Genomic DNA, 23,777 nt, shown 5'->3' on the forward strand with positions numbered 1-23,777 from the left:
CGATAATTATATCATGAAAGTTGGCAATTGGCAAGGAAATTTAAGTAGAATACCCGGATTTAGCATCTTAGACCGCTATATTTTTGTCGAGTTATTATTGCCCTTTTTATTTGGTATGGGTTTATTCACTTCTTTGGGAGTGGCGATCGGCACTTTATTTGATTTAGTGCGACGGATTACTGAATCGGGTTTACCTTTTACTTTGGCCCTAAAAATTCTCTTATTAAAAATGCCAGAGTTTATCGTTTTAGCCTTTCCCATGTCAATACTTTTAGCGGCTTTAATGGCCTACAGTCGTTTAGCCAGTGATAGCGAATTAATTGCTTTTAAAAGTATTGGAATTAGTGTTTATCGCCTAATAATTCCGGCCATTGTGCTAAGTTTAATAGTGACGGGATTAACCTACGTTTTTAACGATTATGTGGCTCCGGCTGCCAGCTATGAAGCTAATGCTACCATGACCAAAGCCCTGCGACCCAATCGTAAGTCTTTTATTGAAGATAATATTATTTATCCTGAATACGGCAAAGTGCGGCCAGCGAATGGAGGGGAACCCCAAACGGTATTAAGAAGGTTATTTTATGCCGAAAGATTTAACGGTCAAGAAATGTTAGGTTTAACCATTCTCGATCGCACCCAACCGGAAGTTAATCAAATTATTACCTCAGAATCAGCTTCTTGGAATATTGAAAAAAATATCTGGGATTTTTATAACGGTACAATTTATCTAATTGATCCTAAGGGTTCCTATCGTAATATTGTCCGCTTTCAACATCAACAATTAGCCCTACCGCGTACCCCTTTAGATTTAGCTTTTCGGGCGCGAGATGGTTCAGAAATGACCCTAAGACAAGCGCGGGAATACCTAGAAATACTGCAATTAAGCGGCAATCCAACCAAAATTAGAAAACTACAGGTTCAAATCGAGCAGAAAATATCTTTACCCTTTGTTTGTTTAGTTTTTGGGATGATTGGGGCAGCCTTGGGATTGCGTCCCCAAAATTCTAATAAAGCCACCAGTTTCGGTATTTGTATTGTCCTAATTTTCTCCTATTATCTCCTATCTTTTGTCACCAGTTCCTTAGGCATTGGCGGAGTTTTAACCCCCTTGATGGCCGCTTGGTTGCCCAACATTTTAGGATTAACTGCCGGGGGAATTTTGTTACTTCAATCGGCTAAATAATCGAGGGTTAGCGGTAGAAATAAAAATTGATAATTATCAAATTTCTAGGGCTAATTTGTATAAACGACTGCGGGATAAATTAGTAACCTGTGCTAATTGTCTGCTGGCTTGCGATCGATTAACTCCTCCTTCGATAATTTGTTTTAATTCCCGTTTTAATTCCTCATCGGATAATTGGATATTATCGGCCTGATTGTTGCCCATAACTACGATTGTAAATTCCCCTTTAGGAGTTTTATTCTCCCGATATAAATTAATCGCCTCGGCGATAGTTCCTCGCCAAATTTCTTCGTAAAGCTTGGTTAATTCCCGACCTAAAACTATCTTTCTCGTCGGGCCGAAAGTTTCGCGTAAATCCTCCAAAGTCTTAATAAGTTTGTGAGGTGCTTCATAAAAAACCATCGTTCTTGTTTCGGTTTTTAAACCCTCTAAGCGCTCTTGTTTCAGCTTTTCCTTACCCGGAAGAAATCCTTCAAAACAGAATCTTTCCGTGGGTAATCCCGACACCGCTAAAGCAGTAATTACCGCCGTTACTCCCGGGATGGGAACCACTTCGATCTGAGCTTCTATACAAGCTTTAATTAACTCATAACCCGGGTCAGAAATCCCCGGCATTCCCGCATCAGTAACCAAAGCGATATCCTGACCTTGGCTGAGAATATTTAATAACTGATCGAGACGGGAAAGGCGATTATGTTCATGGTAACTAATTTGAGGGGTTGAAATATCAAAATGCTGTAATAATTTGCCGGTGTGTCTGGTATCTTCGGCAGCAATGAGAGCGACTTTTTTGAGAGTTGCCAAGGACCGGAAAGTCAGATCGTCTAAATTGCCGATCGGCGTGGCCACCACATACAATTTACCGATATTATTCATAAATTAGCTAAAAATAGGCTATTTAGTCGTATTTTCAGTGATCAGTACCCAGTAATCAGTAAACTAAAAACTCGGCTCTCCCAGGTTTGGTGGGTAAAATGTATTCTAAGATACAGTCTTGGGGCAGTGAGTGGAACGAACCACTCCAGACACAAAGGACACAAAGATCGATCAATCCTCTGTAAGTTAAACTTATCACACAGAACCTAGAAGAGCCAAAACTCACATCTGCTCACCGCTCACTGATAACTGCTCACTGATAACTGATAACTGATAACTGAAGACCGATCGCTTTTCTCTGTTCAGGGATCGCCCAAATGGGGTAAAGTAGGTCAAGGTATGCTCACCCCTGTTATTGAATTAATCTAGTCTAAGGAGAACGTCTTAGTAATGTTAACCCTAAAAATCGCCGTTTATATCGTTGTTTCCTTCTTTGTCTTACTTTTTATCTTTGGCTTCCTTTCTGGCGATCCTACCCGTAACCCCGGACGCAAAGACTTTGAGTAGAAGACAATTAACAAACCGGTTCTAGGGTAAAGGCACAGGGAACAAGTTATTAAACTTTCCCTGTCTCCCTAGAAATAATGATCGTGGTAGTATCAATGAGGTTCGCTCGTCCTCTATTTTGATCGCCGACTCGTGCAGTCATGTCTTTTTTTATCTTAGCTGTTGAACCACCTGCCCTAATTAATACTGTAGCTGAACCGGAAACGGAGGAGCGCCAAGTTGCTGAAAATATTCCCACGTCTGTAATTCCTCTCCCTGTCACCCCAGCACCTCTAGAGGCAAAAAAGCCTTCAGAAGAGAGCGTTTCTATTCCCCTCACCGTCACTCCACCCCCGGAAACCGTCGAGGTAAAACCCTTGGTTCCCGATGAGGGTATTCCCCTAGAACCTTTACCTAGCAGTGCGGGGGATGCGGCAGCTTTAGGAAAACCCCTTTCTGTCCAGAATTCTCCACCCCCCGCAGCCGTTGGTGTCACCATTCATCCCGAAACCGAGATAGTTTCAGGATTAAATCAAAAAGCTCTTAACCAGAAAAATGGCTTAACTCGGATATTAGTGCGGAAAAAAGGCGAAAAAACCAGCCAAGAATACTTGATTTCCCTCAATAACAGCCTAGCTCAGACCGCTGCAGTTAATCCAGAAGGGGAAAGACCCCTAGAATTAGTGGCCGATGAGCAGGAATTTGACCAAAATCGGCAGATTATCACCGCTAGAGGTAATGTCACCCTGCGTTTTGCCCAAAGTGTACTAACGGCCGATCGCTTACAGATTAATCTTCCCGAAAAGTTAGCGGTAGCGGAGGGCCAGGTGATCCTAACCCGGGGAGATCAGATCCTGCGCGGCGATCGCTTTGAGTATTATTTCGTCCAGGATAGCGGTGTGGTATTTAATGCTAATGGGGAGATTTTTCAACCCAGCACCGCTAGGGATTTAGGGCAAACGCTGCCCACGGATGTGGGGGCCGGTAGTTCTTTTGGAACCCTAACTGATCGTTTGGCATTAAATCAACCCTTGCAGAGAATCACCACGGGAGAGGGTTTTCAATTTGTCGTCGGGGGACAGGATCCCAGTCGGCGCGATCGACAGAATATTAGTAGTCCATCGGGGGGAACGATTAATCGTGTCCGTTTTCAGGCCGAACGCTTGAATTTTGATGGTAAGGTGTGGAATGCCACTAATGTGCGTTTGACTAATGACCCTTTTTCCCCCCCTGAATTGGAAGTTCGGGCCAATTCCGCCACTTTTCGCAGTACCGGCCCTTTTACCGATGAGCTGCGGATGAGTAATTCCCAGTTGGTTTTCGATCAACGGGTAGTGGCACCCACTTTTATTAATAGTCTTACGTTCGATCGCCGTCGTCGTCGTCCTTTTTTAATTGCCCCGGGCTATGATGGGGAGGATCGGGGCGGATTTTTCATAGAAAGTCCCCTAACTTTAGTGGAGACACCGAAGACTCTTTTTGAGTTGACACCGCAATATTTAATTCAAAAAGTCCTTAATCCCGATGCTTTTCCCTCAGCTAACCCCGGAGGTGGCGAAGTTTCGCCCCTTAGTCCGAAAGCTTTTGGTTTATTGGGCAATTTTGCCACTAATTTCGGTGAGCGCTCGTTTTTGCAAGCAACAGCCTCTTTTTCTAATTTAGATTTGGAACAGATCGAAAATACGGTTCGTTCTAAAATTCGCTTTCAACAGACGATCGGACAGTTGCAGGATCCCTATCTGCTCAATGTGGAGTACAATTATCGCGAGCGTCTCTTTAACGGTTCTTTAGGGTTTCAGACGGTTAATAGCAGTTTTGGGGCAATTTTGACCTCACCTGTGATTGTCATCCCGAATACGGATATTAGACTCAGTTATCAAGCTTCTGTTCAGAATATTAATGCACCCACCGATCGCAGTAATCTCTTAGCGGCCAATGCAACGGATAATGTTACTAATTTAAGCCGTTTTCAGGGTGCTGTCTCCCTCAATCGCAGTTTTTTACTCTGGTCTGCCCCTACTTTACCACCGACCCCCGACCAAGGTTTAAGATTTTCTCCCCTTCCCGTTCAACCCTATATTGCTCTTGTCACTGGTGTCACCGGTGTCACCAGTTATTACACTAATGGAGAGACGCAAAATTCCGTCACGGGAACCGTGGGATTATTAGGACAGTTTGGGCGTTTTTCCCGCAATTTTTTCGACTATACCGGGTTTAATATCAGTTTTAGTCAGGGTTTAGTTAACGGACAATCACCCTTTTTCTTCGATCGCTTTGTTGATCAACAAACAATCTCATATAGTATAACTCAACAGGTATATGGTCCGATTCGCGTGGGTTTCCAGAGCATTTATAGTATCGATCAAGCTAAGGAAATCAGTACAGAATATTTTCTCGAATGGAGTCGTCGCACCTATAGTTTAATTTTGCGCTATAACCCAGTGCTGCAGTTGGGAATACTCAACATCCGCGTGTCGGATTTCAACTGGACAGGCAACCCCGGCTATTTTGAGGGCAGCGATGTCCGTCCGGTGGTGGATGGAGTAACCCGTTAAGACTACATGGGAGGGTGAATTATGAATGATGAATTATGAATGATGAATTATGAAGTGGGGTGTGGGGTTTTAGGGATTTTCAGATCGGGATTACCTCTCATTGAGACTCCCTTGACTAACTTCTATCTTCTTTTCAACGTGACAGAAAAGCTCCTAAAATTTTCATGGTGTTGCTCGTTTCATAATTCAACCCTTCTACTCCCTTAATATTTGTTTGTTCATAAAGTCTAGGAGAGCGTAAAGTGTTCTGACACTCTCCTGTTTTTAGGTTCCAAAGTTTAATCGTCTCGTCTTCACCTGCGCTGGCCAATGTGTTACCGTTGGGACTAAAACAGACTGACCTGACACTTTTAGTATGTTCACACAGGAGTTGATGAAGTTGACCTGTTTCAACATCCCAAATTCGGATTGTTGCGTCATCCCCCCCACTTGCTAGTAACTTCCCATCGGGACTAAAAGCTACTGACCATACCCAAGACTTATGACCTTCAAAACTATTAATTAATCTACCATCTTTGACTTGCCAAACTTTGACCGTTTGATCATCACTTGAACTGGCTAATCGCTGACCGTCAGAGCTAAAGACAACAGACCAAATTCTTCCTTGATGACCTTTAAAAGTCCGCAAAGATTGAGTCATATCATCTTCAATAGACCAGAGTTTTATAGTTCGATCTTCACTACCAGTTGCTATTAATTTTCCATCAAGACTAAAATTTACTGATAATACCCAGGCCTGATGTTCCTCAAAAGTTTTAAGACAAAATCCTCTCGGAACTGACCAAAGCTTAACAGAATTATCTCCACTACCACTTACCAGCATTTGACTATTAGGACTAAAAGCGATCGACCATACGCGCTTTTGATGTTCTGGGGAAAAAGTGTACTTTTCATCTGTCCTAATATCCCAAAGTTTGATGGTGTTATCGTGACTGGTACTAGCAATCAGTTGACCATTCGGACTAACCGCGACTTGATACAATAAAACCCAATAATCTTTTTCTTGTAAAATTTTAATTACTTTGCCACTTTCCCCTGACCATAATCTAATCGTTTGATCTCCACTTCCACTTATCAATGTTTTTCCATCGGGACTAAAAGCTACTGAACAGATCCAGTCAGTATGACCATTAATCTGTTGAAGACATTTATGATTTTTGATAGACCATAATCGGATCGAACGATCTATAGAACCACTCAAAATATATTGACTATCGGTGCTGAAAGTAATTGATGATAATCGATTGCCATATCCCCTAAAACATTGAAGACATTCTCTGGTTTTTACTGACCATAATCGCAGTGTCAAATCTTCACTCCCACTGGCTATATATTGACCGTCCGGACTAAAAGCAATTGACCAAATCCAGCTTTCATGTCCTGTTAAAGTATCAATATTTTGATATTCTCCTTCTATAATAGACCATATTTTAATGGTTTTATCCCCACTTCCACTGGCTAGAAGTTGACCATCGGAACTAAAGGCAACTTGCCAAACCCAATCTTGGTGTCCTGTAAGAGTATGGAGACATTTTCCTGTGTCAACTGACCATATTTTGATGGTTTTATCAGCGCTCCCACTGGCTAAAAGTTGACCATTTGGACTAAAGGTAACACCACCTACTCGTTCTTGATGTCCTTCAAGGGTGTGGAGACATTCTCCTGTTTCAACTGACCATATTTTGATGGTTTTGTCCTCACTTCCTGTGGCTAAAAACTGACTATCAGCACTAAAAGTAACGGCTCTAATAGGAGCATAATGTTTTTGAGAAGGGTGGGGCAAAGAATGACAATTTATAGATATATCTGTTGTAATAGACCAAATTTTAACAATTCCGTCTTGTCCCCCACTTGCTAGTAACTGTCCCTCAGAATTTAAGGCTACTGACCACACCCAACTTCCGTGAGCAGGAAAACTTTTGCTTAATTCTAATTTTCCATCTTGTTTGACTTTCCAGAGGTAAATCATCCCATGACTGTCACCAGTTGCTAAAAGCTCTTCTCTTGGAAAAGAGCGATTAAACTGACTGCAAGAAATTGATAAAATACTGCCACAAGTTTGAGGGAAAATACAGTCAAAAAACTGTGAATAGGAAAAATCTACTTGGTTGAGTCTAATGTTTGAAAAATCGACTTGTCGAATAGGGATATGGGAAAAATCGTAGCCGATTAAATGACCATTTTTCAGTATATTAAGTAAGTTAATAATATTGCCAGCAATGCCCCCAATTTGTCCAGAAGGTTGATGTTTTAATGTCTTTAAACAATCAATTAGTTTGCTTGACAGATTGTTTTCTTGAAAATCATGGATTAAGTTCTTGATTATTGGGTGTAAAATAACATTAATTTGAATCTTTCTTAGATAATCAGGAACAGTAGTTTTAGTCAAGGAATTACTTCTTAATAATTGGAATTTTTCAGTTTTGATTTCTTCGGTTGCTATGGTAATAATTTTTTGAGTGAAATATTCAATCAGTAGAGGATGTATGGTAAAGTAGTCATCTTTTTTATCTAACAGAATTTTGCTAGATAATGATCTGATCCCTTCTTGGATACTTTTACCGTCAGGTTCAATGATAATATTATGTTCTAGTTCCGACAAAGAAACTGGATTTCGATTAATCGCTAACTCAAAAATAATCGCTTTTTCTAAATCAGATAGTTGCTGAAAGTAAGAATTTAAAATAGACTCGATTTTTTCTATCAGAAGATTACCTTTTAAAAGAAAATCCGAGAGATTATTATGATGAACTCGTTGAATATGATGAGCGATAGATTTGATGAATAAAGGATTGCCGTGACAGACTTGTTGAATTAAAAATTGCCATTCATCCTCTGAACCATGAAAGGTGTCAATATCTCCCAAAATTTGTCGTCCAGTTTGATAGTCAAGTCCTTGTAACTCTCGGAAATAAGTTGAAGTTTTATTTCCCACTAACGATTCAAGTTCTTGAGGAATTTTTCGACTGGTTATAATTAAACAGCTATTGTGCTTTGACTGACCAATTGCTTGTAAAATTTCGCTATATTCTCGATAGTTTTCATGCTCAATAATCGCATCAATATTATCTAAAAATAATAAACAACGATATTTGGCTAGTATCTTGATAAATTTTATCAGTTTTATTTTAAATTTATCTTCTGCCTTAAAACTGATATTTTGTGAAATAATATTACTTGTATTTTCCAGAAATTCTAGGGGTAAAGGAGGATTCAAAAAAGACCAATAGATAACACGGGGAAATTCCTCTTGAATTTGCTCAATCAGTTTACAGACAAGAGATGTTTTTCCGATTCCTGCTATTCCGAAAATTCCGATAATTTTACACGGGGGACTATTTTGAAAAAACTTTTGTTTTAATAATTCTAGTTCTTTTTCTCTACCATAAATCTGAGAAATATCAGGAATTAATCCGAAATTATCATAATTTATTTCTGTTTTAACTGATGAGTTTTCAAGATTGGGAAATTTACGCTTATCCCATTCTTCTTCAAATTTTTTCAAATTTTCTTCTGTTGATGAATGCCAAAGATTTAGGGTAAAGTGCAAATTTGCTGCGCCTTTAGTTTTGACTCTATTATCTATTAGTATTTCCCATTCTTGTAAAACCTTAAGGTCATTTCTCATCTGTTCAACAGTAATGGCAGCCCCTAACTTTTGCTTAGTAATTCCCTGACAAAAATCTGTTAATATTTTTAAAGTTGTATTGATAATTAACTTAGGGTGTGATACACCTTCTTCGAGCCACCTGACGGATAGGTATTTCGACCAATACTCGTGATCTGGTGATTCCTTATTAACATGAGTTAATAGTCTTTCTAAGAAGAGCAGAATTCTTTTTTTGACGGTAGGACTGGTATTGAGATTGGGCATAGTCTGAAATTTCACTTTTTAGGATTATAGCCTGATAATCTATTCACCGTCAATTAAGTTAAGTATGAAAAAAGTTAATACTTGTGTAACTAGATTGAATAAAATTAATCATTAACTATTGACAAATAATCAGATAAAGATTTAATAGTTAGCAAATTTTTGGGAATTAATTGATCTCCAATTTCTATAGAAAGCTTAGTATATTGGGGTCGTGAATCAGATTGAGAAGGGAGGGAAACGTGATACATAGTCAATCGAAAAAATGGGTCAAAATTAACTAAGGCAGAAATAGCTCCCTCAGAATGTTGAGAAGCATATTTTTTATTAATTGTATCATCAGTTAAGGAAAAGTAATCAAAACTGCCCGGATGTCTATGCCATAGTCCAAGAACTTCTATGGGTTCTCGATAAAATCTGGCAATTTTGTTAGACAGGTGGTTGATATAAGCATTATCATACTCAAAATAGCCGGGGCGAAAGATAGGATTTAGACCCGAATCTAAGGTTTCTAAAATATACCATTTATTAGGGTTTCTAATTCCTAAAAAAATGCCACCTGTTTCTGTTTTATAGCTTTCATAGGTTTCAGCTGCAATAGCTAAAAATGATTTCTGGGAAAAAATAGTTTTGATATTCTGGTAACTTAACATTGTTTTTATTCTCTTAGTTATTCATCTTTTTTTCTGTCTAAGATAGATATTTATCAAACATTTATTTTTAATAAAATTTCGTAATATAAATATCTTTTTTAGTTACAACTGCGATTAGCTTGTTGAATTAATCTGTGAATATTAGGTAATTCTGCTTGAGTTAAGCCGTAATATTCGATAGATCGATCATAAGAATAATAAGCTTGTTTAACTTCCTGTTTTTCTCGTTCTAAGAAATGTTCAACTTGTTGGGAATAGCGTTCAGCCTCTAAAGCATAATCTTTGGCTTTAACCAACTCCTCATTGGTTTTTTCTAAGCCTTGTACCTGTTTTTGCAAAAATTCTATCATTTTCTGATCGTCATCTTCATGGGGATCAAGATAACGACGGTTAAGAGTTTTGGCAGCCTCATCTTGCCATAGGCCTCGAATATCTTTACGATAGTCTTGCAGAGTGCGAGATCGCTGCTGCATCTTCCAAACAATATCTTCCATCATTTTTTATCCTCCAAAAATCACTAAAATTGAAAAGGACGGTTGAATTCAATCAGACTTTCTACTCGATATTCTATTTCTCTTGTTACCCCAATTTCTAAACATTGAGCGGAGTTTCCTTGCTTTTCCGCTCCTTTGAAATCATTTCGGGCTTCTTCGGTGAAATTGCGGGCATTATTTACGGCTAAAGACATTAAATCTGCCATTTCCTGCTCATTGCTTGCCTCTAATTGCGCTCTATCAACTTCCCGTCTAGCTGCATTCGCATTTTCTAAACTACGTTCGGCAAAACTCAGGGCATTATGGGCATAATTTAAAGTAATATTCGCCTGATAGACGGCTTTTTGGGCATATCCGACGGCATTTCGACAACAATTCACCCTAGCTTGCGCTCGTGCGACTTCTTCTCTTGCTGCTTTTTCTTCTTCAATGGCTTTATTTAAGCGAGCAATCGCAGCCTGAACCTTTTTTTGGGCTTGACTAACCCTAGCTTGCTGACCAGAACAATTGGGCGCATGATATTGTCCATCCTTGTCAGTATAGCCTGAATTTTGGCAACTGGTAAGGGCGGATTGTGCGCTTTGTAATTCAGATTCTGCACTGCTTAAAATAAATTCTGCTTGCTCTCTTTCGTTTATGGCAAGTTCTAATCGGGCTTCTGCCCGTCTTAACCAGTCAATTGCAATACCTAACTGATATTCCCAATCATTTAGGGTTGATTGCGCCTGATTTTGGGTATTTTGAGCTGCTGCCAAATTTTGTTGAGCTTTTTCTAAGACTTGATGACAATTAGATAACAATTGAGCAACTTCATCATTAGCCTGATCAACTAATTTTTGATCATTTTTAGCCTGATCTTGAATAATTGAAGCATGATACAGAGCTTGACTGACTTTTTCTTCACTTTGCCTTTGATGCCATGACATTTGATCCAGGGTATCACGGGCGGTTATTTTCCAGTATCTAAGTTCTTCAATTAAGTCATTGAGAAGGTTAATGAGAATACGGGGATCTTGAATAGTCATAATGATTAAGATTTATCGGGGATTTCTTGGATAAAATTGAGGATTTTCTGAACTTCTAGCCTTGAATCTTCCATTTCTGCCAAGGTTCTTGTCCAAAAACCTGTAAATTCTTCGGCGGCTGATCCTTGAAAAACTTCATCAAGCGATCGCCATGCCGTATCGAGAAATTCCAATTCTTCGCTTAAAATCAAATAATATTGATTGAGTGCAGTTTGATAGGCTAAAAGGGCTGTTTTTCGGGAATTATCCACCGTTTAAATACCTCTCTAATACTTGTAACTTATGGTTTAAAAAATCATTATAGGTGGGAATTTGGCGACTATAATAATTATTAGTCTTTTCTTGCAAATCAAGCCACATTTCGTCATGTTTTTGTCGTTTTTGGTCTTGCCAATGGGGAGAAAGATCCTCATAGGTGGTTTCCACTTCTCGCCACGCCGATTGAACGCGATCATGGAATTGTTCGAGGGTCTGTTGAAAGTGTTTGAGTTGTAAAAATGAGTCATCCATGGTTAAATTAAGCTTTAAGCTCTTTTGATCAAACTATTAGCAATTTTCTCTATTTGTTGCTTAAATTCGGGGGTAGATTCCGTACTATAAGGTTTAAAAAGAGTAGTGCGATCGCTATCCGTATCCCGATAAAGGGCTTTAATTGGAACATCTCCATCTGCTTGTAAACGTGAGGCTTGGCGATCACTAACAAAGGTGAAAGAATCATCTTCTGACATCTGTAAAGCGACTCTATGGCGAAAATAAGCTAAATTTCGCCGAATATCAAGGACATTAGAGAAAGCTTTGATCCCTGAAAAACTGAGGATGAGATGAATACCTTTACTCGGTCCTTCCTTCAATAATCGCTTAATTTGAGTAGTTAAGTGACTTTCTGGGCTATAAGACTGCTCATTGCTCCGTCTTAAGTCATCTACTCTATCTAATTCCGTCATGATGACGAAAATAGAAGGTTGAGTCATCAAGTCTGCTTCACTGAGTTGGTTTCTTTCGTCAAGTTGAACAATTAAATTGTTCAAAATTGCCGTAATAATTCTATTTTCGCGGTTAAATGCCGTCGTAAAGCCCAAAGGTTTTAGAATAATCTGACATACTTCTTCCAATGCTAAATGCCATTGTGTACCGGATACACTGCGATCTACCACAACAAAACGAGATTGTTGAAGATTGCCATTAATAGCAAGACTGGTCAAAATAGCTGATAGAATTCCATAACGGGCTGTATTATAGTCTCCACCGATAACTAGAACGTTTTCACTTGGACGACGGCGTAATATCAGCCTTGCCTGTTGCCTCACACTGAATTCTTGTCCTAGCCATGTTAAGACCGGGTATTCTGCACTAAACCAGTCAGAAATGCCTAATCCTCCTTTGTAGAAAGGTAAACGGGCGATTTTTTCCCAATCTTCTGAGGTTAACCATTTACCGTAATCTAAAATATGGCGTAATTGAGGATTATCTGCTAAATTAGGCTGAGAATCTCCATCAAAGACCACTGTTTCCGTGTAATCTTCTGGGGAGAGTTGATGAGCTTTTTGAGATAAAGCGTTAATGATCATATCTCGGCGAGATTTTTCGATAAATGCCACTTTCCCAAAATAATTAGAGTTATCATCGCCACTACGGTCATTAATAACAATTTTCCCCGGCAAATCACAGGTCATTAATAATTGTTTTCCTCGTTTTCCAAATTCTGTCAGGGCTTGAATTTCTGTTTTTGACATCTGCATTCCCATTCTCAGGTGAATATTACCCAAAATTCCCGTTTGATTCCGCATTCCTTCAGCCCCAAACCTTTGGGAAGCGAGTAACATATGAATACCCGCACTCCGCCCCTGTTGGGCTAAAATCAGTAGTTGACTGGAAGCAGTATCCTCTTTGTCGTTAAAAAATAACTCCTGATATTCATCAATAATTAGAAGAATACGGGGCATTTTGCCCTCTGGTTGTCCTAGTCGGCGATAACCTGCCAATTCTGACACCCCTAATCTTTTAAATAAGGCGTTACGTCGTTCTTTTTCGGCGATTAATTCAGTTAAAACACTACGCGATAATTCAGGGGAGGAATGTAAGGAAACTACTTCGGTATGGGGCAAATTGCGATAGGGGGCTAATTCTACGCCATATTTGCCATCAATGAGATAAAATCTTAATTCTGAGGGACTATAACGAGTTGCCAAGCCTAAAATAAGCCCATGATACAGGGTAGATTTTCCTGATCCAGTCATTGCTCCTAGCATACCATGAGCGCATTGATGACCTTCGCTATCTTTACCAAACCAAATATTTAATTGATCAGAACTTCCTCTTCCACCGATAGGTGTGGTTATCCATTCTTCACTGCTATAATTCCACCAATTTTGCGGATCAATTCCTACTATATCATCCCAATCTAATTTTCGTTCGGGGGGTTTAGCTTGTTTAACTTTATCAAGTAATTGTTTTTGTAAATCTGCGTCAGGAATACTATCCGCTTTAAATTGAAGTTGACAAGATGTTGCTGTCTTTGACTGTTGACTGAGATCAATATAAAAGGCATTTTCAAACCCACTCATATTAATATCTCTAGGGAGATCAATATCTTGATTATAGTGAATAAACACATATCTTCCAGCTTCTGGTCCACTATTACCAATTTTTTGTAATTCTTCAATATCTCTACGGTCATATCTTTTAGGAAAATCTGCGACAAAAATCCCCTCAAATCTTTCATTGACTCGAATATCTGGGGGGAGTAAATGTAAGGCAGGAGACTGAGGATCTAAATAGGTTTCTTTGACGCGACGAATATCTTGGGTGACTTCTAATAAATCTCGATAAACTTCGCCACTATTTTCTCTAATCAAAGCCTCAGGAAGGGAACGACGCATTAAAAATGCACCCCCATTATTAACGGGATCACAGAAGGTATAACGTATTTGATAAGGAAGTAAAATAGCGGTACGAATCACAAGAGATTGCAGTAATTCTAGCCCCATATTACGGGTATTATTGCTACAGCGAATAATAATAGTTTTATTCCCACCAATAAAGGGAGCAAATTCGGGAACACAAAAAGTGTTATTACTCGATCTTTGTTCAACTAATTGACCAATACGAATTAATTCTGTATGCTCTAATGAGGATAATAAATTATCGTTAATGTTCCAATTTTCCCAACGATAATCTTGCCAACTTCCTATTATTTCTAATGGTTGCTGTTCTAAATAAGATTGAGTCGATAGATAGCTATCTTGGAGAAATTTTCCAAAATAATTAGGTAATTGTTCGCCGTTTAATTTACCATGATTGAACAAAGAAGCACAAAACCCTAAATAGTCGGTTATGCGTTGACTACTTTGTTCAATTTTTTGGTTTAACCCTTCAATTTGTTGTTGCCAAAACATAAGCATTATTCTCCTTGTTTAGATAATTTTAAAACATTTTTTTGAGTATTTAACTGATACAGTTGAGAAGAATTAGAGTCATCAGAGGAGTTATTGTTAGTAAAGATAAATAAAGTGAACAACAAGAAAGAACCCCCCACACTCAGCCCAATGATTAGCCCGATGATTAGGTTACGAGCTTTAATTTTTAAAGACTCTATCTCATTTTTATGAGATTCTATATTAGACTGTTCTTGGTTAATTTTACGGTCTGTTTCTTCTAATTTATCCAGACAAGCTTCAATTTCAGCCGGGGGTAATTGTTGAGAAGTTAAAGGGGAAATAGTCGTAACTTGACTTGGATTACTATAATATTTAGCAAAGCGTTTACTTAGGTCTTTTCGATTAGAATCAGCCCGATCATATTGTTGCCAAATTTGCTCTCTATTAGCAATCATACGAGCAATTGAATTTTGAATTGTTTTCATGTTTAAACCTCTGGGTTATTGTTAATTAATCAACGAGTTGAGGAATAGATAAATCACAGTCATGTAACCACATGGTTGTGCGTGAGGGTTGATAGAAAACTTGCCAAATTTTATCACCTCTATTATTGGTGTTAATAACACCTGTTAATGAGACGACTTGATCAACAATTAAATAACTTCCACGAGTCCCCTTTCTTGCGTCATAAACCCTGCCATCTTGTCGAATAAAATGATTGCTACAATATCCACTCCGATGAGGTTTAACAATAGCTACCACATTACGATAGTTATTTTCTTGATGACGACGCCATGTTTGAGCGTTTACTGGTAAGACTAAGCTGGTTAAACTGACAAGACAGGTGATAACAAATAAATGAGTAATTTTCATATTTTTTGCTAAATTAATGAAAGAAATATTTGAGGTTAATTAAGACTTTTAGAAGCTTAATGACAATACGTCTGATTCCAATTAGCAGTTAAATTACTACCAGAAGGAATACAATCCCGTAGGCGAGTTTTTCCATCAGATTGAATAGCAAACTCTGGTCCCCACTCTGTCTGATCAATACCGAAAATTACAACGGCAATATCTTGACAATTAGATACGATTCTATCGGCATAACTTTTCATTAAAACACCAGAAGCTATAATGTTTGAAACAATCCTATAACTTCTTGTATCAAGAGATGTATAGCTTTCATTATAAGGGCTTAATGCGAAAATGATTTCATCTTTTCTATTAGTGGGATTTCTCCTATTAGTTACAGTCCTTTTTGTAAGTATCACCCTTCTAACTCCTTTAGATTCTATTTCATTGACAATAGAATTAATGGTTGCTTGACAGCGAGATTGAGCTTTAAGTGGTAAGCTAAACCCTAGCTGACTCAGTATCAAAATGAATAAAATGAAGTTAATTTTTTTCATGATTTTCAATTCGCAAGATGGTCAATTGCTGAAAACATTACTTACTGTTAAGCTTGACTAATTCTTGGTGAATACTAAAAACTAGAATCAATGATTCACAGAAAATTCGCAAGACTACATAACAGATAGTTAAATGCTAGGGAGGATTAAAACAGTCCAGTTAACCCCTCTAGCATAATCAGAAAAAAAACAACAAACTGTTTATCAAATATCTGCAATAAGTTGATTTAATTCATTAATCATTTTCTTTGCTTCTGTTCCTTCCCAAGGAACATGAGAATATGCTACAACTCCACCTCCAGTTGAACCAACAGCAATGACGGTCTGAAAAGCACTAATGATATTGGCAACTCCAAGTAGAAGTAATGGGAATCCAAATGATCTAATAGCACTAAAACCAACTAAGAGAAGGATTACGCCAACACATAGAGGCAAGAACTTGAACTCAGTTCTAGTTTTAATACCTGCTATGCTTCTTAATGGATATGTTACTTCATCTTGGCCTATAGGGATAAATAGGAGAACATTGGGTTTTCTGGCGATTAGTCTCTTGTTAGTTAACCAAAAACCTGATTTTAGAAAGAAAAGTATCAAGGAATAGCTAAACTCATACTCCTTCTGAACTGACTCATCTTTTCCTAATGGGGTGTCAAATTGCATCTTAAGCTCCTTTACTTGATGTTTTTTTGAATAATTCTGATGAGTACATAAGTGAAAAGTTACCCTAGATAAAAAAGGTATTTTATATTAAGGCAACGTAAGTTGTTCCCTAACCTTAGTTTGGTTAAAGTGCTAACTCTACCCTATCAGCTACTCAACAAAAGCCAATCATCCACTTATTTCTAAGTTTCGGCTGAACAGGCCGCATCTGGTATGCCAGTATAGCTTGAGAATAATTTGGGAATCTACCCAAACTGGTATCAATTTTAAAATAGCCTCAAACCCTTATAGAGTAAGGAATATGACATCTAAAGCTGAGATTGACTTCGGGACACTTAAGGATATAGCCAATTTTCAGGATAATTTACCTTAAGTTCCCAAAATCTAGTATTTATCGGAAACCTATTGAGCTAGACTTCACACCGCAAACGCTTGCTTGTGTTTATGAAAAATCTGGTCAGCGTTGTGGTACTGATGCTTAATCATCCACTGCTCCAGTTCAATGAGATACCATTGACCGGCAAATGTTCCATATTTTAAGCAAACTTTTTCATTATCGTGTAGAGTGTGCTTAAATCCAAAACGTTCTTTATACAGTGCTTCAATGGTTTCGTCCCCTTTTGGATAAGTCGTGTAGGAAATTTCAGTGTGAGCAATATCATGTTTGTAAGTCAAGATAGCTCGAATCAATTGCTGATAAACAAGATAACTTGTTCCTATTTTGCCAGTTCCCTTTTCATCATATAGAGAGAGACTTTCTCCGATGCTTGTTACATTTTTGGGTAACATCAAATGCTTTCCTGTGTGTTTTCCTTCACAAAATGTTGCCAGTTGACAAGGCAAATAGTAGCCATATTCAGGCAGAGAATAGGTATAACGTGCAACACCGATTACCTGAGAGGGATTCTGTTCAGGATAGGCTAGAAAAATAACCGATTGGTGAGTAAATAAATCGTCGATTTCTTTGCGATAATTTTGTGACTCAGGATAGCGATTCTTGAGAAATAAGAAATAGGATTCAATTTCTGCCGGTGTTTCCGCTTCCTTGACCAGATAACCTTTGACCTTTGGCACATCAAAAGAAAGTAAGGCTCTTTTGCAAAGAATCCAGCAGTTGCCAATGTTATTTAATACAATAAACCCAGCACAAGAAAACAGAATCTTCACATATTGCTCAATATCAGGGGTTTGGGATATATCATAGACAAAGAGAAGACCGTTATCCTGTAACATTCTTCGGACAGTCCTTAAAGTGAATAGGGGATCTTTTTGGGTGTAATTTGTGGTCTTTAGCGTTGCAAATGTTTGTGCCGTTGAATCCTTTTCCTCGTTTGGTTTTAAATTAAGCCAACAAGAAAGTTGCTCATAGTGACGCTCTCGTATTTGACCGCTAAATAAGTGATTGACATCAACTCCATCCGATGACAGTAGCCGCACCGATGTAGATGATAATGAGATAAACTGTTTACCATTGGTTTGGTTGATTATTTGAGAAATAGCCATTTTGCTACCCTTAGGAAGAGGACAACGAGCAATGAGGCTCTCTTCATTGGGAGTAAAGCGATAGAAATCCTTAGATTTCTACGGAGAAGCAAGCAAAACGATGATTTTTGGGCGCAAAAAGCAAAAGAAGCTGGAATTAGAAAGAATGAGAAAGCTTGAATGGCTTCCTATACCTATAATTGAGCAAATAGCTGATATGTACTTAGTCACCTTGAGAGAAAGTTTTTCAAAAAATGAGAATTTCTGGGGATAATTGATCAACAATAGAGAAATAAACTTATGTAGATTGAATAGAGAGCAATGAAGTTAAAACTCTCCGTAGCGGGACTTGAGCAAGTCAAAACCCGATGGGCGCAAAAACAAAAAGAAGGCTGGACTAGAGAGCATTTATGCACAGAAGCTAGTCAATTTGCTGAACCTGATACCAATTGGGAGGAATTGTTCAATCTCCGACGTTACGCTTTGAATTGCACCCCAGAGACTTTAGATCGATTTTTAAGGAGGGAAAACATTCGATTAGGAGGTTTTGTTTCCTTTTGTCGAGCTTTGAACATCGACCCTTCAAAAGTCGCAGATCTAGATAATCTTTTGCAAAAACTGACTCAAGATATCGAGCCTATTTGGGTGGGGCGAGAGTCTCTTCAAAGTGATTTACTGGAAAAACTAAGAGGCGATTGTCGCATTGTCGTAATTACAGGAATAACAGGTATTGGGAAAACTGCCCTCGCCTACAAATTAGCCTTAGCTTTGTGTCAAGAAGGGTTTCCTCCTGAACTGCCTATTGATTTTGATGGGTTTAATCAACGGGAGGATCAACAGTCGCAATCAGAAGCACAAAACTTTATCAGCACAGCTATTGATTTACTCAATCGTGGCGATGAACCTGTTACGGCAAAACAAGCAAAAAACCCAGAACAATTATTAACTCAACTGGTTAATCATCTGAGCAATAATCGTCGATTGATTTGGTTTGATTCAATGGAAAATCTTTTACAAGGAGAACAACAAGATGGTAGTAATCGCTTTAAAGACCCCCTCTGGCGAGTCTTTTTTCAAAAAATATTAGAAGCCGAAGATTGTCAGACTCGAATTGTGATAACTTCGCAGGATAAGCCTGAAGATTTTGAAACTTTTAGTCAAGCTCAATATTGGCATATTCAGCCATTAATGGGATTAGAGGATCAGGAAAGTTTACAGTTATTTGAACGTTTATTTCAACAAGCAGAAGTCGAATTAATTCTTCATGGACGTAACCTTGCTTACCTTAAAGAGATCGGAAAACTTTATGAAGGACATCCTCTCGCTATCCGCTTAATTTCTGGTGATATTATTGATAGACTGAATGGAGATATAAGCACTTATTATGAGGAGAATAAATCCCGATTTCGACGATTAAGAGAAATGATTGATGAAGCTCAAAAAGCCAATCCTGATGATTATTACAAAGTTAACTTAATGACCAAACAATTACGAAAACAACTGCTAGAGGAGGAAATCAAAAAAACAATAGAGCGGCTTGAAAACACTTTTAAAACTGCTTATTTATTGCTTATCTATGGCTCCACTTATTCATCTTTTGAATTTAAAAATGCGTGGTTTCAAAATCTTCAATTATTTTCAGAATACGAGGAACAGGATTTAGACTTAGCTCTTTTTACCTTGTTTAACCGTTATTTAGTAGAAACTCAAAAACAACCGGGATATGAACCACATATCAAACAGCACAGCTTAATTCGCAATGTTGCTTTCAAGCATCTAGTATCTACCCAAACAAAAGAAGGAAACCCAAATCATGAATGATTTTCAATCTCCTCAATTAAGAGTCAAAGAACGTCTCACAAGTATCGATTTTACTGTTTTTGGAGAACTCGCTCAAGTCAAACAAAAAGGGGAAATTTTAGGGGCGACAGGGAGTCATTTTGAAAAAGCACATTTTGGCGCATTTATCTGGCATTTAATTGGTTATGAACGCCATATTAAGGATAAAATGGGACAGCAGCTCTCTATTCAAGAACGGGCAAGCCGTTATGTGGAAGCATTTCTCTGTCTGTGTCGATTAGGTTGGTACAAAGAAGCTAAATCTTTATTTTCTTTACCCTTAGAAATTCATGATCCAACTTCTTTACCTTTGCACAAACAATTACGCATCTGGGGACGGTATGAAGATGGCATAAAACTGTGTAAAGAATTATTAGGAAATCTTGACAATGAAACCGATTTTATCTGTTTAAGTGAACTCGGTTATATGTATCGAGAATTAGGACAATTTGACCAAGCAAAAAATTATACGGAGAAACTCTTATCCTTAGCCGAGCAATTAAATAATCCTCTTTGGAAAGCAAGAGGAAAAGGAAATATAGCCACAATTGATGGAATAAAAGGGGAATATTTAAGCGCTGAAATAGGACTGAATGAAGTTTTAAATCTAGCCGAGATTATTCCCGATTGTGACGAAAAATTTGAGATTATTAATGTTGCCCATTCAAATCTGGGTAATTGTTATGTTTATCAGGGAAAAGTTGACCAGACTATTCCTTGTTTAGAAAAATACTTAAAATGGGCAGAAAAAATTAAAAATCTTATTTATCAAGCAACGGCTTTACGAAATTTAGGAGAAGCACACCGGCGAATCAATGATTTGAATACAGCTATCGATTATACTCAAAGAAGTCTTGATTTATCTGAGCAAATAACCGATGAAGCAGGAATTATTTTTTCTTTGGGAAATTTAGCCGCAATTTATTGGCAACAAGCAAATTTTCAGGAGTCTGAAAAATACTTTAAACAACAAAAGAAAAGAGCTTTAGCTATTTCAGATGTGGCAGGTGTTGCCCATGCTTGCGCTGGATTAGGAGAAATTTATAGTATCACTCGAAAGGATGATCTAGCCTATCAATATCTTAATCAAGCTTTAGATATTGCCCTCGATATTGGAGAACGATATGTAGAACTAGAGACTTTAATTGTTTTGGCAGAATTTGAAGAAAAAACCCATGATCTTAAATCAGCTATTAATCACTGGCAACGCGCCTTACATCTTTCTGAAAAATTAAATATGCTCTCCCATAAAGAGAACTGTGAACAAAACCTAGAAAGGTTGTTAAACCCCAACTAAGTTGAGACTGAGTAACGCACAGAAAACGGGTTTCTCGGAGAAACCCGTTTTCTACTCATGCAAAAGAGATGTCTATTGAAACAATCTGAATTTCCCTGACTCGGTGCATTGGTTTGGTTTGCTTTTCGGTGGTGATTAGTTCATCAGCTTGAATTTGCAGCGCAGCAGCAACATGAAGTGCATCCATCGCCGCTAAACCGTAAGTGCCAGCAATTTCATGACTCACTGCATCCTCCTCGACGTGCAGCAAGTTCTTGTTCTATTTCCTCTTCATTGAGCAGTTGCAATCCAGCCGAAATTGCCCGATGTCGGATTTCCCATAACTTTTTGCTTAATGGTGTTTGGGGAATAAATTTTAATTATATCTATTACTTCGCTACCATTATTATTCAATTCTTTAATTAAGAAGTCTAAAGATGGCATAATTACTTATTCCGAATATTGGTATTTGGGCATTATTATAGCATTCCAATTTTCTAAAGTCAACCCCTCAACTCTAGCTAAATTAATACCATTAGTTTGTAGAATAGGAAATACTTTTTAATCTTTAATTCTTAGGATAAGTTGAGGTATAGTTTCTCATCTTAACTTTAATTGGAGCGATCGCAGTTTTTCTGTAAAAGAGAGAGTGGCGATCGCTGTTGAGTTGAGGATGAAGGATAAATTTGAGCTATAATAGGGGATAAAATTAACAAACAAGGTAATTATCAATGCCATTAAAGCAAAAGTATATTACTGATGAACAGGGTAATCAAATCGGTATTCTTTTAGATATAGAGGAATATCGAAAACTCCTAGAAGATTCTGAAGAATTAAATGCTATTAGAGCCTATGATTTAGCTATTTCGGAAGAGGAAGAAATTCCTTTTGAAGAGGCGATCGCCGAAATTGAAAATAGTCGTCAATGAATTACACTATTGCGATTAAAAAACAAGCTTCTAAGGCTTTAGCTAATCTTCCCCAAGATAGTTATCAGAAAGTTCGAGACGGGATTAGAGCATTAGCTGACAATCCAAGACCAGCAGGGTGTCTCAAACTGACAGGACGAGAAGGTTGGCGGATTCGGATTGGAGTTTATCGCGTTATTTACGCGATAGATGATTCTGCAAAAAAGGTGATTATTCTAGATATTGGACATCGAAAGGACATCTACCGATAGGCGATCGCGTTTTTAATAAAAATTTGGAAGAGGCGATCGCTATTTTACTGTGAGAAGAGGAGGGCGATCGCTTATAATAAATCCAGTGATCAAAATAGAAGGAGGCAAATGCCAGCAAAAGACCTCTATCACGAAGCCGTTAAAAATGCCTTAATTAAAGACGGCTGGACAATTACGGCTGATCCTTATCCTATTGAATATGAAGACGCTGAATTGTATCCAGACCTGGCGATCGAGAAATATATTTCCGAAGAACAAAGACAACGTAAAATTATCATTGAAATTAAAAGCTTTCTTGGCCCTTCAATGATCAAAGACTTTGAAATGGCTTTGGGACAATATATTTTTTATCGTGATCTCATTCAATTAGGACAAGATGAATACCAAGAAATCTATCTGGCTATTAAAGATGAAATTTATGAGACTTTTTTCCAACGAAAATCTATTCAAGCCGTTATTAAAAGACACCAATTAGATTTATTAGTTGTCAACATCGAAAAAGAGGAGATTGTCCAATGGATAAACTAACTAACTATCGCCAAATTATTCAAAATACCTTAACAAAGCTAGACACAATTGCGAATAGCTCATCCAAAAAAAAACTAGAAACCTGTTTAATTTTTGATGAAAATCATGATCATTATCTATGGATGTCTATTGGTTGGATAAACAAAAAGAAAATCAACAATATTCAGATTCATATTCGTATTAAAAATGAAAGAGTTTATATTGAACAAGATTGGACAGAAATAGGAATCACCTCTCAATTATTAGAAGCAGGGATTCCCAAAGAAGATATTGTTTTAGCATTTCATGATCCTGCAAGTCGTAAATTAACAGAATTTGCTATTGCTTAATCAGGGGCGATCGCATTTTTAGCTGAGGTTAAGAAGGGCGATCGCTGTTTTTCGGAGTTTGAGAGGGGCAATTTGAGCTAAGTACCTAAGCAAAATTAATTACACATATCTAACCACCTCTTGCCTCCTGCCTTTTGCCTATCTTCACTAGGAAATTAATTTTGCACGACTACTTATAATAGGGGAGAAAATTAACCTAAAGATTCAGGTGCCTCAAACGCATTCACAGAGAGGCTTCTACAATCTCAAAACTCGCCAAACTAACAGATTCATTCTCAATAAGCACGAGAATTAAGGCTTTTAGCATTTCTTTCTTAATGAGAGTGAGTATTTTGGCATAATTCGCCCAAATGCTTACCTAGTATAGGTTTGACTACTTTAATCGTCGATTGATTTGGTTTGATTCAATGGAAAATCGGCTCTCCCCTCCAGACACAGAGGACACAAAGATCGATCGATCATAGAGTAAGTTAAACTGATCACACAGAACCTAGAAGAGCCTGAATTATGAATTATGAATTATGAATGATGAATTATGAATGATGAATGATGAA

25 protein-coding genes are annotated in these 23,777 nt (G+C 37.8%); 10 read left to right on the forward strand and 15 right to left on the reverse strand.

Features of this window, described 5'->3' with window-relative positions; translation table 11 throughout:
* The first annotated feature begins 13 nt into the window (after positions 1-13).
* Positions 14-1,183, forward strand: a complete 1,170-nt coding sequence (locus myaer_RS10775; RefSeq protein WP_046662085.1) for an LptF/LptG family permease — start codon at positions 14-16, stop codon at positions 1,181-1,183.
* Positions 1,184-1,219: 36 nt separating this feature from the next.
* Here the strand turns inward: myaer_RS10775 and rsmI are convergent, their stop codons facing one another.
* Positions 1,220-2,059 carry a 16S rRNA (cytidine(1402)-2'-O)-methyltransferase gene (gene rsmI, locus myaer_RS10780; protein WP_046662086.1) on the reverse strand — a complete coding sequence of 280 codons (840 nt, stop codon included), beginning with the start codon at positions 2,057-2,059 and terminating at the stop codon, positions 1,220-1,222.
* A gap of 390 nt (positions 2,060-2,449) precedes the next feature.
* Here rsmI and myaer_RS10785 point away from each other — a divergent pair, with 390 nt between their 5' ends.
* Both myaer_RS10785 and myaer_RS10790 read left to right on the forward strand, forming a co-directional pair.
* On the forward strand, positions 2,450-2,566 hold the full coding sequence (locus myaer_RS10785) for a photosystem II reaction center protein I (protein ID WP_002732356.1): 117 nt from the start codon (positions 2,450-2,452) through the stop codon (positions 2,564-2,566).
* A 140-nt stretch (positions 2,567-2,706) separates the two neighbouring features.
* Positions 2,707-5,100 (forward strand): DUF3769 domain-containing protein, encoded by a 2,394-nt coding sequence (locus myaer_RS10790; RefSeq protein WP_046662087.1) that lies wholly within the window; start codon positions 2,707-2,709, stop codon positions 5,098-5,100.
* Positions 5,101-5,233: 133 nt separating this feature from the next.
* Here myaer_RS10790 and myaer_RS10795 read toward each other — a convergent pair whose 3' ends face one another.
* The 12 genes from myaer_RS10795 to myaer_RS10850 form a co-directional block, all read right to left on the reverse strand.
* The gene (locus myaer_RS10795; protein ID WP_046662088.1) at positions 5,234-8,974 is read right to left on the reverse strand and encodes a WD40 repeat domain-containing protein; all 3,741 of its coding nucleotides are present in this window, start codon (positions 8,972-8,974) and stop codon (positions 5,234-5,236) included.
* A 104-nt stretch (positions 8,975-9,078) separates the two neighbouring features.
* Entirely contained in the window at positions 9,079-9,624 is a 546-nt protein-coding gene (locus tag myaer_RS10800; protein ID WP_046662089.1) for a Mov34/MPN/PAD-1 family protein, read from the reverse strand.
* Positions 9,625-9,722: 98 nt separating this feature from the next.
* Positions 9,723-10,121 (reverse strand): hypothetical protein, encoded by a 399-nt coding sequence (locus tag myaer_RS10805; protein ID WP_002779140.1) that lies wholly within the window; start codon positions 10,119-10,121, stop codon positions 9,723-9,725.
* A 20-nt stretch (positions 10,122-10,141) separates the two neighbouring features.
* Entirely contained in the window at positions 10,142-11,143 is a 1,002-nt protein-coding gene (locus myaer_RS10810; protein ID WP_046662090.1) for a hypothetical protein, read from the reverse strand.
* 5 nt (positions 11,144-11,148) lie between these two features.
* Positions 11,149-11,394, reverse strand: coding sequence for a hypothetical protein (locus myaer_RS10815; protein WP_002741506.1), 246 nt, complete (start codon positions 11,392-11,394; stop codon positions 11,149-11,151).
* A complete protein-coding gene (locus myaer_RS10820; RefSeq protein WP_002741504.1) occupies positions 11,387-11,653 on the reverse strand; it encodes a hypothetical protein in 267 nt (88 codons plus the stop codon). The genes myaer_RS10815 and myaer_RS10820 overlap by 8 nt, the downstream gene beginning before the upstream one ends.
* A 14-nt stretch (positions 11,654-11,667) precedes the next feature.
* Positions 11,668-14,538, reverse strand: coding sequence for an FtsK/SpoIIIE domain-containing protein (locus tag myaer_RS10825; RefSeq protein WP_046663707.1), 2,871 nt, complete (start codon positions 14,536-14,538; stop codon positions 11,668-11,670).
* Between the two features lie 5 nt (positions 14,539-14,543).
* Positions 14,544-15,005 (reverse strand): hypothetical protein, encoded by a 462-nt coding sequence (locus myaer_RS10830; protein WP_046662091.1) that lies wholly within the window; start codon positions 15,003-15,005, stop codon positions 14,544-14,546.
* Between the two features lie 25 nt (positions 15,006-15,030).
* Positions 15,031-15,393 (reverse strand): hypothetical protein, encoded by a 363-nt coding sequence (locus myaer_RS10835; protein WP_046662092.1) that lies wholly within the window; start codon positions 15,391-15,393, stop codon positions 15,031-15,033.
* Positions 15,394-15,449: 56 nt separating this feature from the next.
* Positions 15,450-15,929 carry a hypothetical protein gene (locus myaer_RS10840; protein WP_046662093.1) on the reverse strand — a complete coding sequence of 160 codons (480 nt, stop codon included), beginning with the start codon at positions 15,927-15,929 and terminating at the stop codon, positions 15,450-15,452.
* Positions 15,930-16,133: 204 nt separating this feature from the next.
* Positions 16,134-16,589, reverse strand: coding sequence for a hypothetical protein (locus myaer_RS10845; RefSeq protein WP_002741496.1), 456 nt, complete (start codon positions 16,587-16,589; stop codon positions 16,134-16,136).
* Between the two features lie 417 nt (positions 16,590-17,006).
* Positions 17,007-18,092, reverse strand: coding sequence for a hypothetical protein (locus myaer_RS10850; protein ID WP_046662094.1), 1,086 nt, complete (start codon positions 18,090-18,092; stop codon positions 17,007-17,009).
* Between the two features lie 100 nt (positions 18,093-18,192).
* Here myaer_RS10850 and myaer_RS21640 point away from each other — a divergent pair, with 100 nt between their 5' ends.
* Genes myaer_RS21640 through myaer_RS10860 form a run of 3 tightly spaced genes read left to right on the forward strand, consistent with a single transcriptional unit; the run spans position 18,193 to position 21,207 of the window.
* On the forward strand, positions 18,193-18,345 hold the full coding sequence (locus myaer_RS21640; protein ID WP_201261992.1) for a hypothetical protein: 153 nt from the start codon (positions 18,193-18,195) through the stop codon (positions 18,343-18,345).
* A gap of 47 nt (positions 18,346-18,392) precedes the next feature.
* Positions 18,393-19,892, forward strand: a complete 1,500-nt coding sequence (locus myaer_RS10855; RefSeq protein ID WP_046662095.1) for an NACHT domain-containing protein — start codon at positions 18,393-18,395, stop codon at positions 19,890-19,892.
* Complete coding sequence (locus tag myaer_RS10860; protein ID WP_046662096.1) at positions 19,885-21,207, forward strand: tetratricopeptide repeat protein; 1,323 nt, start codon at positions 19,885-19,887, stop codon at positions 21,205-21,207. Before myaer_RS10855 ends, myaer_RS10860 begins: the two co-directional genes overlap by 8 nt.
* 55 nt (positions 21,208-21,262) lie before the next feature.
* Here the strand turns inward: myaer_RS10860 and myaer_RS10865 are convergent, their stop codons facing one another.
* Together myaer_RS10865 and myaer_RS21325 are read right to left on the reverse strand one after the other, a co-directional pair.
* Entirely contained in the window at positions 21,263-21,457 is a 195-nt protein-coding gene (locus tag myaer_RS10865; protein WP_046662097.1) for a hypothetical protein, read from the reverse strand.
* 20 nt (positions 21,458-21,477) lie between these two features.
* Positions 21,478-21,630, reverse strand: coding sequence for a hypothetical protein (locus myaer_RS21325; RefSeq protein WP_158524796.1), 153 nt, complete (start codon positions 21,628-21,630; stop codon positions 21,478-21,480).
* A gap of 287 nt (positions 21,631-21,917) precedes the next feature.
* On the opposite strand from myaer_RS21325, the gene myaer_RS10870 reads away from it, so the two are divergent.
* From myaer_RS10870 to myaer_RS10885, 4 genes are all read left to right on the forward strand, one after another.
* Positions 21,918-22,115 carry a hypothetical protein gene (locus myaer_RS10870; protein WP_002760112.1) on the forward strand — a complete coding sequence of 66 codons (198 nt, stop codon included), beginning with the start codon at positions 21,918-21,920 and terminating at the stop codon, positions 22,113-22,115.
* Positions 22,112-22,366 (forward strand): type II toxin-antitoxin system RelE family toxin, encoded by a 255-nt coding sequence (locus myaer_RS10875; protein ID WP_002760111.1) that lies wholly within the window; start codon positions 22,112-22,114, stop codon positions 22,364-22,366. Before myaer_RS10870 ends, myaer_RS10875 begins: the two co-directional genes overlap by 4 nt.
* 108 nt (positions 22,367-22,474) lie before the next feature.
* Positions 22,475-22,894: a XisH family protein gene (locus myaer_RS10880; protein WP_002767573.1), complete on the forward strand. Its 420-nt coding sequence runs from the start codon at positions 22,475-22,477 to the stop codon at positions 22,892-22,894.
* The gene (locus tag myaer_RS10885; RefSeq protein ID WP_002803043.1) at positions 22,882-23,223 is read left to right on the forward strand and encodes a XisI protein; all 342 of its coding nucleotides are present in this window, start codon (positions 22,882-22,884) and stop codon (positions 23,221-23,223) included. Before myaer_RS10880 ends, myaer_RS10885 begins: the two co-directional genes overlap by 13 nt.
* The last annotated feature ends 554 nt before the right edge of the window (positions 23,224-23,777 follow it).

Source organism: Microcystis aeruginosa NIES-2549 (assembly GCF_000981785.2).
Lineage (GTDB): Bacteria > Cyanobacteriota > Cyanobacteriia > Cyanobacteriales > Microcystaceae > Microcystis > Microcystis aeruginosa_C.